At 65.3% G+C, this 8609-nt stretch carries 6 protein-coding genes; 2 read left to right on the forward strand and 4 right to left on the reverse strand.

The annotated features are described in order from the left end of the window. On the forward strand, positions 1-653 hold a 653-nt coding region (locus tag AKL29_RS18255), incomplete at its 5' end, for an oligopeptide/dipeptide ABC transporter ATP-binding protein (protein WP_244482148.1). 136 nt (positions 654-789) lie between these two features. Here the strand turns inward: AKL29_RS18255 and AKL29_RS18260 are convergent. The 4 genes from AKL29_RS18260 to AKL29_RS18275 all read right to left on the reverse strand — a co-directional run bounded on the left by AKL29_RS18260 (position 790) and on the right by AKL29_RS18275 (position 7117). Beyond that, positions 790-2769: an acetyl/propionyl/methylcrotonyl-CoA carboxylase subunit alpha gene (locus AKL29_RS18260; RefSeq protein ID WP_050385085.1), complete on the reverse strand. Its 1980-nt coding sequence runs from the start codon at positions 2767-2769 to the stop codon at positions 790-792. Next, positions 2766-4382 (reverse strand): acyl-CoA carboxylase subunit beta, encoded by a 1617-nt coding sequence (locus tag AKL29_RS18265; protein WP_028335289.1) that lies wholly within the window; start codon positions 4380-4382, stop codon positions 2766-2768. The genes AKL29_RS18260 and AKL29_RS18265 overlap by 4 nt, the downstream gene beginning before the upstream one ends. Positions 4383-4503: 121 nt before the next feature. Next, positions 4504-6105, reverse strand: coding sequence for an AMP-binding protein (locus AKL29_RS18270; RefSeq protein ID WP_050385086.1), 1602 nt, complete (start codon positions 6103-6105; stop codon positions 4504-4506). Positions 6106-6250: 145 nt separating this feature from the next. Next, a complete protein-coding gene (locus AKL29_RS18275) occupies positions 6251-7117 on the reverse strand; it encodes a beta-keto acid cleavage family enzyme (protein WP_028335287.1) in 867 nt (288 codons plus the stop codon). A gap of 214 nt (positions 7118-7331) precedes the next feature. Here AKL29_RS18275 and AKL29_RS18280 point away from each other — a divergent pair, with 214 nt between their 5' ends. Next, on the forward strand, positions 7332-8555 hold the full coding sequence (locus tag AKL29_RS18280) for an ABC transporter substrate-binding protein (RefSeq protein ID WP_050385087.1): 1224 nt from the start codon (positions 7332-7334) through the stop codon (positions 8553-8555). Positions 8556-8609 lie beyond the last annotated feature (54 nt).

Below are 8609 nucleotides of genomic sequence, written 5' to 3' on the forward strand. Positions count from 1 at the left end.
CCGGTGACATCGTCGGCGAGCCCCTCATTGTGCATGGCCTCGCGACCGGCGCGAAGAAGCAGGAGCGCGTCGCGGAACTGTTCCAGCAGGTCGGCCTCCGGCCCGACCAGATGAAGAATTTCCCGCACCAGTTCTCCGGCGGCCAGCGCCAGCGCATCTGCATCGCGCGTGCGCTGTCGCTCGGGCCGCGGCTGATCGTCTGCGACGAGCCGGTCTCCGCGCTCGACGTCTCGATCCAGGCGCAGGTGATCAATCTGCTGATCGACCTGCAGCGCAAGCAGAATTTCTCCTACCTGTTCATCGCGCACGATCTCGCGGTGGTCGCCCATATCAGCCACCGTGTCGCCGTGATGTATCTTGGCCGCATCGTCGAGATCGCCGACAAGCACGAGCTGTTCGCCAATCCGCGCCATCCCTACACCCAGGCACTGCTCGCCTCGGTGCCGATCGCCGACCCGAAGGCGAAACGCACCGCCCCCCTGATCGACGGCGATGTCCCGAGCCCGATCAATCCACCTTCAGGCTGCGCCTTCCACACCCGCTGCCGTTACGCAATGGATCGCTGCAAGATCGAACGCCCGGCGCTGCAGGCGGCCGGCCCGGCGCATCAGGTCGCGTGCTGGCTGAATGACGGGACGGGGCGCGAGGAATAACCTTCCCGTCGTCCCTGCGAAAGCAGAGACCCATAACCACAAATGTTCGCTGTTGCGCCGCGCTGTTGTGGCCCAGCGCGCTCCAACGATCAGCTTCGGTGGTTATGGGTCCCGGCCTGCGCCGGGACGACAGCGGTTATGCGGCGGCCTCGATCTCCACCACGATCTTTCCCGTGATCACCTGCTCGCCCTCGGCGACATCGATCGACGACACCGTGCCCGCGACGCCGGCGGTGTGGACGTGCTCCATCTTCATCGCTTCCAGGGTCATCACCGGCTGGCCGGCCGCGACCTTGTCGCCCGGCTTCACCAGCACCGCGACGACCCGGCCGTTCATGGCGGCGCGGACCTTGCCGTCGCCTCCGGCAGCTGACGCACTCTCCGGCGGCGCCAGCGTGAGATCGCGGACCGACAACGTGACGCCGCGATGCAGGATATGGAGCCGGTCGCCATCGCGCAGGAATTGGGCATGCTCCATCACCCCAGCGTGGTGGAAGCGGATGCTATCTTGACTAAGCTCGTCGATCGCGAAGCAGAACCGGTCGCCATTACGAGCCGCGATGTAACTGCCGTCGCGCTCGCGGACGATCTCGATCTCCTGCACGCCGTGACCGAGATCAATCCGCAAGCCGAGCGGGAACGTCGCGGCCAGCGATCGGCCACGCTGCCATGGCGGGGCGTGCGGATTGGTGACGTAGAGCAGCAGCGCCGCAAGCGCGAGGTCGCTGCCGCGATCCGGCCGCGGCGCCAGCAGCGCATCGCGGTTGTCGCCGATGAAGGCGGTGGTCGCCTCGCCCCTGGCAAAGACCGGATGACGCAGGCAGTCGATCAGGAAGCCCTGGTTGGTGGTGACGCCGAAGGCCGTGACGTCCTCCAGGGCGCAGATCAGCTTGCCGCGCGCCTCATCGCGGGTCGTGCCATGGCTGATGACCTTGGCGATCATCGAATCGTAGAACGGCGGAATCTCCGAGCCGGACTGCAGCGCGTGCTCGACGCGGATGCCGTCGGGCATCTGCCACCGCGCCATCCGGCCGGATTGCGGCATGAAATCGTGCGCGGCATCCTCCGAGCAGAGTCGGACCTCGATGGCATGGCCAGAGAGCGTGACGTCCTCCTGGGTCAAGCCGAGCGGCGCGCCGCTGGCGACGCGCAGCTGCAATTCGACCAGATCGAGCCCGGTGATCGCCTCGGTGACGGGATGCTCGACCTGCAGCCGCGTGTTCATCTCCATAAAGTAGAAATTGCCGGCGCGATCGAGCAGGAATTCCAGCGTGCCCGCACCCTCGTAGCCGATCGCCTTGACCGCCTGCACCGCGACCGCACCCATCCGCACGCGCAGCTCCGGCGTCACCGCCGGCGACGGCGCCTCCTCGACCAGCTTCTGGTGCCGCCGCTGCACCGAGCAATCGCGCTCGCCGAGATGGATGGCGTTGCCATGGCGGTCGCCGAACACCTGGATCTCGATGTGGCGGGGATTGACGATCGCGCGCTCCAAAATGACGGTGGGATCGCCGAACGCACCCTGCGCCTCCGACCGCGCGCTGCGCAGCGCATCCGGAAATGCCGCCGCGTCCTCGACCAGCCGCATGCCGCGGCCGCCGCCGCCGGCGACAGCCTTGATCATGACCGGAAAACCAATGGCCCCGGCTTCCGCCAGCATCACGGCATCGCTCTGGTCGGCGCCCTGATAGCCGGGCACGCAAGGCACACCGGCCTCGCGCATGATCTCCTTGGCGCCGGCCTTGTTGCCCATCGCAAGGATCGCTTCCGGCGACGGACCGATGAACACCAGACCCGCATCGCGGCAAGCCTGCGCAAAATCCTCGCTCTCGGCGAGGAAGCCATAGCCGGGATGCACCGCGCCGGCACCGCTCGCCTTGGCGGCGGCGATGATCGCGTCGATCTTCAGATAGGATTGTGCCGGCAGCGCCTCGCCGATCCGCACCGCCTGATCGGCCTCACGCACATGCAGCGCGTCGCGGTCGGCGTCCGAATAGACGGCGACGACGCCATGGCCGAGCCGCCGTGCCGATCGCATGATGCGCAGCGCGATCTCGCCGCGATTGGCGATCAGGATCTTGAAGAACGGCGTCCGCTTCACGATTGCCCCGCTCATGGCCGCGCCACCGAGAACTGCATGCGCTGCGGGCTGCGGGCCTTGGCCTCGCGACAGATCGAAAGCACCTCTGACAGCACCGTCCGCGTATCGCGCGGATCGATCACGCCGTCGTCGAGCACGCGGGCGCTGGTCGAGAACACGTCCATCTGGCTGTCGAACACGCCGGTGATCTGCGCCTTCATCGCGTCCAGCTTCTCCTTCTCGATCGGCTTGCCGCGCCGCGCGGCGGCAGCCTCAGTCACGATCGCCATGGTTTCGGCGGCCTGCTCGCCGCCCATCACGGCGGTCTTGGCGTTGGGCCAGGAGAAGCAGAAGCGCGGGTGAAAGCCGCGGCCGCACATGCCGTAGTTGCCGGCGCCGAACGAGGCGCCGCAATACAGCGTGATCTGCGGCACCGTCGCCGAGGTCACCGCCTGGATCATCTTGGAGCCGTGCTTGATCATGCCGGCCTCTTCATAGGCGCGGCCCACCATGTAGCCGGTGGTGTTGTTCATGTAGAGGATCGGCGTGCGCGACTGGCAGCAGGCCTGAATGAAATGCGTCGCCTTGTTCGCGCCGGGCACATCGAGCGGGCCGTTGTTGGTGATGATGCCGATCGCCTGCCCCTCGATGCGCGCGTGGCCGCATACCGTCGCCGGGCCGTAATTGGCGCCGAACTCGGTGAAGTCGGAATCGTCGATGAAGCGCGCGATCGCCTGGCGCATGTCGACGGGACGCTTGTGGTCCATCGGCATGATGCCGAGCAGTTCCTCGGCGTCATAGCGCGGCGGCTTGAACGCGGCCGGCGCCGGTGTCGGCCGGTCCCAAGGCAACTTGGTCATGATGTCGCGCGCGATGCGCAGTGCGTCGCGGTCGTCCTCGGCGAGATAATCGCCAAGGCCCGAGATCGAGGTGTGCATCTCGGCGCCGCCGAGCTCTTCCTCAGTCGCAATCTCGCCGGTGGCGGCCTTGAGCAGAGGCGGCCCGGCAAGGAAGGCGCGGGTGCGGCCGCGCACCATCACGATATAGTCGGAGAGACCGGTCTGGTAGGCGCCGCCCGCGGTTGAGGAGCCGTGGGTGACGGTGACGACAGGAAGCCCCGCCGCCGACAGCCGCGCAAGATTGCGGAAGATGTTGCCGCCACGGACGAAGTCCTCGACGCGGTAGCGCAGCAGGTTGGCGCCGGCGCTCTCGACCAGCTGCACATAGGGCAGCTTGTTCTCCAGCGCGAGCTCCTGCACCCGCAGCGTCTTGTCGAGGCCGTAAGGCTGCAATGCGCCCGCGTCGATGCCGGCATCATTGGCGCTGACCATGCAGCGGATGCCGGAGACGAAGCCGATGCCGGCGACCAGTCCGCCGCCGGGCACGCTCTTGTCCGCATCCGCCACGTCGAACATGTAGCCGGCGAGCGTCGACAGTTCGAGGAACGACGAGCCGGGATCGAGCACCAGCGCGACGCGCTCGCGCGGCAACAACTGGCCGCGCTTGTGGAAGCGGTCCTTTGCCGCGGCGGAGGCGGCGCGCGTCCGCTCCTCCAGGGCCCGCATCCGGGCGATCAGCGCCAGCATGCCGTCGCGATTGCCCTGGAAGGCGGCGCTGCCGGTGGAAATCGTGTTCTCGATGATGGCCATGACTAACCCTATCCGTCATTCCGGGGCGATGCGGAGCATCGAACCCGGAATCCAGAAGTCGTTGCGCGAGATTCCGGGTTCGCGCTACGCGCGCCCCGGAATGACAGGGAAAAAGCAGACATCACGCGCGCTTCTCCGTGAAATACTCGCCATACTGCTGCCGCAGCTCGACCTTGCGCAGCTTGCCGGTCGCGGTCATCGGCATCTCATCGAGGATACGCACCAGCTTCGGCACCTGGAAGCCGCCGAGGTGCTTTCTGCAATGCGCCTCGATGCCGGCCTCGTCGGCCACCGCGCCGGGTTTCAGCTTGACGAAGGCGGAGACCGCTTCGCCCCATTGCGGATGCGGCAGGCCGACCACGGCGGCGTTCTGCACGGCGGGGTGCGCCAGCAACGTCTCCTCGATCTTGACGGAGGCAACGTTCTCGCCGCCCGACTTGATCATATCCTTCTTGCGGTCGAGGAACAGCACCTCGCCATTGCCGTCGATCAGGGCAAGATCGCCGGTGTGGTGCCAGCCGAACTTGCGCGCCTCCTCGGTCGATTTGGGGTCCTTGTAGTAGCCCATCATCACATTGGGCCCGCGATGCACCAGCTCGCCGATCTCGCCACGCGGCAGCAGGTTGCCATTGTCGTCCATGATCGCGGTCTCGTTGACGATCAGCGATTCGCCCCAATAGTTGCCGAAGCGGTCGAGCTGCACCTCCGGGCGGGACATCGTCGTCGCCGGATACATCTCGGTCTGGCCGCTGGACAGCACGAAGTTCGGACAGAGATCGGCGATGGCGCGATCGAGCAGCGGCTTGCCCATCGGCGCCATGGTGTAGATGCAGCAGCGCAGACCCGACAGGTCGTAGTCGCGGCGGCGCGGATGATCGAGGATCGCCTGATACATCAAGGACAGGCCGACAAACACGGTGAGCTTATCGCGGACGATCGCCTCCATGCAGGCAACCGGATCGAAGCCGCGCATCAGCGCCATGCGACCGCCGACCGAGAGATAGCTGAGCAGCAGCACGTGGCCGGCGCAGTGGAACAGCGGAAACTGCCCGGTGATCCCGTCATCGCGCGAGAGCTGCATCTCGATGCAGTTGCTCATCACGGCCATGACCACGGCGAGGTGGCAATGCATCGCGCCCTTCGGCCGCGAGGTGGTGCCTGACGTATAGATGATCATCGCGAGGTCGCGGTCGTTGATCTCGATGTCAGGCTCAATATCGGACTGTCCCTCCAGCAGACCGTTGAACTCCTGCAATCCGGTCTTGCCGGCATTGCCGGTCAGGTCGATCGCGATCATCTCCATGCCGCGCGCTTCCAGCGCGGCGCGGCGGTCGGCCTGGGCATGAAGGGCGTCGTCGATGACGGCGAAACGCACCCCGGCATGGCCGAGGATGTAGTCCATATCAGCCGGTCCGAGCATGGTGTTGATGGGCACCCAGACCAGCCCGGCGCGGTGAATGCCGAACAGCGCTTTGACGAATTCGACGGAGTTGTTGCAAATGGTCGAGATCTTCTCGCCCGGCTTCAGCCCGCGCTGCGCGAGATGATTGGCGAAGCGATTGGCGTCGCGCTCGAGCTCCGTGAAGGTGACCTGCCTGCTGCCGTCGGTCAGTGCGATACGATCCGGAAACCGCCGCGCGGCGCGCTTCAAGAGATCGCCGATCGCGACCCGCCCGATGCGGCCCGGCCCGGTGACGCCGCCGGTTGCTGCGAGATTGTCCATGCTTGGTTCTCCTCTCAACCGTCATTGCGAGGAGCTCGCGACAAAATTGCAAAGCAATTTTGCGCTGATGCGACGAAGCAATCCATACTTTCCAAACGGCAAGATGGATTGCTTCGCTGCGCTCGCAATGACGGCTGGCGTGGCCCTAGTGCCTCACCCCGAAAATCTGCCGCGCTTCCGCCGGGCTCGCGATCTCGCGGCCGGCGCGGCGTGCGCAGGCGGCGAGGCCTTCGACGAGCTGCCCGTTCGACGTCACCTTGGTGCCGTCGCCGAGATAGAACGTGTCCTCGAGCCCGCTGCGCAGATGGCCGCCGAGGTCGGCGGCGCGCTGATGCAGCGGCCAGATCTCGGCACGGCCGATCGCGGTGACTTGCCAATGCGCGTCCGGTGCCTTCAGCTTCAACAGGATCGGCAACAGCTCCGGATCGGCCGGCATGCCCGAGGCAACGCCCATGACGAAATTGTATTCAAGCGGCCCGGAATACATCCCTGTCTGCCGATACATCCCGACGCAACGCACGATGCCGACATCGAAGCACTCGAATTCGGGAATGGTGCCGGCCACCTTCATCACGTCGAGATAGTCCTGCACCTTCTCGACGGCGTTATCGAACATCATCGGCGGCCAGGCCCAGGTGTTGTCGGCCTTCACCTTGAGATAATTCAGCGAGCCGGCATTGCAGGCGGCGATCTCGGGCCTGGTCTCGCGCACGCAATCGAGCGCACCCCGGTAGTTCGGGCCCGAGGTGCCGGTGGTGTGGTTGATGATCACGCCCGGGCAGGCCTCGCGGATTGCCTGCTGGATCTCCTTGCTGACGCTGACATCCCATGACGGCAGGTGGCCCTTGTTCGGCTCCTGCTGCCGCAGATGGATGTGCATGATGCTGGCGCCGGCGTTGAACGCGGCCTTGGCCTCGCGCGCCATCTGTTCCGGCGTCACCGGAACGTTGTGCTGCTTCGGGTCGGTAAGCACGCCGTTCAGCGCGCAGGTGATGACGGCCTTGTCGCTCATGAGTCTCTTGTCCGCTTTGCAGCGCACATGCGCTGCTGATTTCGCCATGATGAGAACTTTGCCCTCGCGCCATCTTGCGTTGACTGGCTAAGTGGATGCGCTCACGGCACAATCCGTCGTCAGCCGGTTAACACAAGACGCGACGCCCGCGTCACGCCTAACCTTACTGCCAAGCAGAAGCGGCGCAACAAGCCGGCATCACGGGGAGAACGTCATGGTCTCGATCAACCGGCGCAGATGGCTCACCGGCGCGGCAGGCGCGGGACTTGCCGCGGTCACGGGTCTTAAGCCTTCGCTGGCCGACGACACGCCAGGCGTCACCGCGACCGAGATCAGGATCGGCAGCACCACCTCCCTGAGCGGCCCGGTATCCGCGCTCGGCGTGCAGGCGCGCTGCCAGGAAGCCTATTTCAAGATGTTGAACGAGCAGGGCGGCATCGCCGGCCGGCAGATCAAATACATCTACTACGACGACGCGTTCAATCCGGCGAAGACGGTCGAGCAGGTGCGCCGCCTGATCGAAAGCGACAATGTCGCCTTCCTGTTCAACATGCTCGGCACCGCGCCGAATTCGTCGGTCGTCAAATACATCAACGCCGCCAAGGTGCCGCATCTGTTCCTGTCGGTGAATGGCGACAAATGGGGCGACTACAAGACCTATCCCTGGACCATGGGCTTTGCGCCGAGCGCGCGGACCGAGGCCCAGGTGTTCGTCAAATATGCACTGAGCCAGAACAAGAACGCGAAATTCGCGGTGCTCTACCAGAACGACGACCTCGGCAAGGATTTCGTCGCCGGGGCCAAGGACGTGCTCGGCGAGCGGTTCGCGACCGCAGCCGTGGTGGCCTCGCACGAGGTTACCGATCCCACGATCGATTCCCAGATCGTTGCGCTGCGCGGCGCAAGCCCAGATGTGCTGATCTCCGGCACCACGGCAAAGTTCTGTGCACAGTCGATCCGCAAGATCTATGAGCTCGGCTGGAAGCCGATGCACTTCATCGCCAGCGGCGCCGCCTCGATCTCATCGACCATCGCGCCTGTCGGCCTCGACAAGTCGCAGGGCACGATCTCGTCGGCCTATGTCAAGGACGTCGCCGACCCGGCCTGGGCCAACGATCCCGGCGTGAAGAATTTCCTCGCCTTCATGGAGAAGTACTTCCCCGACGGCAATCCGAAGGAGGGCTACAACCTCTACGCCTACACGGTGGCGCAGGTGCTGAAGATCGTGCTCGAGCAATGCAAGGGCAATTTCACGCGCGACAACATCATGGCGCAGGCCAACAACCTGAAGGACATCGAGGTTCCGACGCTGTTGCCCGGCATCCGCGTCAACACCAGCCCGACCAATCATCACCCGCTGCAGCAACTTCAGCTGCAACGGATCGAAGGTCCCGGCTGGCTGCGGTTCGGCGAGGTGATCCAGGGCGCGAATTTGTAACCGAAGAAGAATCCCAAATTCCACGTGTCGTCCCGGCGAAAGCCGGGACCCATA

The organism is Bradyrhizobium pachyrhizi, assembly GCF_001189245.1.
GTDB classification, from domain to species: Bacteria; Pseudomonadota; Alphaproteobacteria; order Rhizobiales; family Xanthobacteraceae; genus Bradyrhizobium; species Bradyrhizobium pachyrhizi.

Bases quoted from the DNA above. Each gene is read 5' to 3' on its own strand.
- AKL29_RS18275 (WP_028335287.1), bottom strand. From the start codon at position 7,117: ATGAGCGACAAGGCCGTCATCACCTGCGCGCTGAACGGCGTGCTTACC.
- AKL29_RS18280 (WP_050385087.1), top strand. From the start codon at position 7,332: ATGGTCTCGATCAACCGGCGCAGATGGCTCACCGGCGCGGCAGGCGCG.
- AKL29_RS18265 (WP_028335289.1), bottom strand. From the start codon at position 4,382: ATGGCCATCATCGAGAACACGATTTCCACCGGCAGCGCCGCCTTCCAG.
- AKL29_RS18270 (WP_050385086.1), bottom strand. From the start codon at position 6,105: ATGGACAATCTCGCAGCAACCGGCGGCGTCACCGGGCCGGGCCGCATC.
- AKL29_RS18260 (WP_050385085.1), bottom strand. From the start codon at position 2,769: ATGAGCGGGGCAATCGTGAAGCGGACGCCGTTCTTCAAGATCCTGATC.